We start from the raw sequence: 1,092 nt of genomic DNA, 5'->3' as shown, positions 1-1,092 counted from the left end.
GAATTTAAGTACCGCAAGAAGTGAAAAGCGGGCAAAAGAGGTAGGTGTACGTAAAGTTGTAGGAGCACGAAAAGGGTCGCTAATTGCTCAATTTTTGGGGGAGTCGATATTAATTTCATTCATTGCGGCAGCGCTAGCTTTAGTACTATTGCTACTCGTATTACCCGCTTTTAGTGAATTAGTAGAGAAGCCATTGTCATTAGATATGGCGAATGAATGGTTCTGGATTAGAGGATTGATTGTGGTTCTTTTTACAGGAATATTAGCGGGAAGCTACCCAGCCTTATACCTATCTGGCTTTAAACCTTCAGCCGTTTTAAAGGGAACATTTAAAAAAATAAATGCTCCGGTTACGCCAAGAAAAGTATTGGTAATGCTACAGTTTTCAGTTGCTATTATCCTAATTACAGCAAGTATTATCGTAACGCAACAATTGCAAAAGGTTCAAGATAGGCAAAGTGGCTATTCAAAAGCTAATTTAATTTATTCAATAATAGAAGGTGATTTAGGAAAAAATTATACGCTGATCAAAGATGAGTTGTTAGCTTCTGGCGTGGCTGAATCTGTAAGCAAAACTGGTGGTCCTATTACCCAAGGATGGAGTAATTCATGGGGGTTTAACTGGGCTGGAAAGAATGAAGATAATAGAACTATCATTCAAAGGTTCAATGCTGATGATGCCATAGCAAAAACGACGGGCATGGAAATAATTGCGGGTCGTGATTTTGACCTAAGTAAATATCCAACAGATTCTACGGCTGCGATACTTAATGAATCCGCCGTAAAATTGATGAATTTCGAAGAACCTATAGGTCAAATTATTAAAGATATGGGTGTTGAATGGCGTGTGGTAGGCGTTGTTAAAGATTTCATCTTAGACTCGCCATTTCAAAAAATAGACCCCATGGTTATTGAAGGTGCTATGTATGGACATAATTTTATTCATATTAAGTTTGATAAAACCAGACCTACATCTGAAAGTCTAGCTGCAACGGAGGCTGTTTTTAAAAAGTATAATCCAGAATATCCTTTCAACTATGAATTTGTTGACCAAGTATATGCTAAGAAGTTTAATAGTGAAAAACAAACAGG

At 37.2% G+C, this 1,092-nt stretch carries 1 protein-coding gene; it reads left to right on the top strand.

The window, feature by feature from the left end; genetic code table 11:
• On the top strand, nucleotides 1-1,092 hold a 1,092-nt coding region (locus QSE00_RS25135; RefSeq protein WP_286108022.1), incomplete at both ends, for an FtsX-like permease family protein.

The organism is Arenibacter flavimaris (assembly GCF_030291335.1).
GTDB lineage: Bacteria > Bacteroidota > Bacteroidia > Flavobacteriales > Flavobacteriaceae > Arenibacter.
This window is presented reverse-complemented; position numbering and strand designations above follow the sequence as displayed.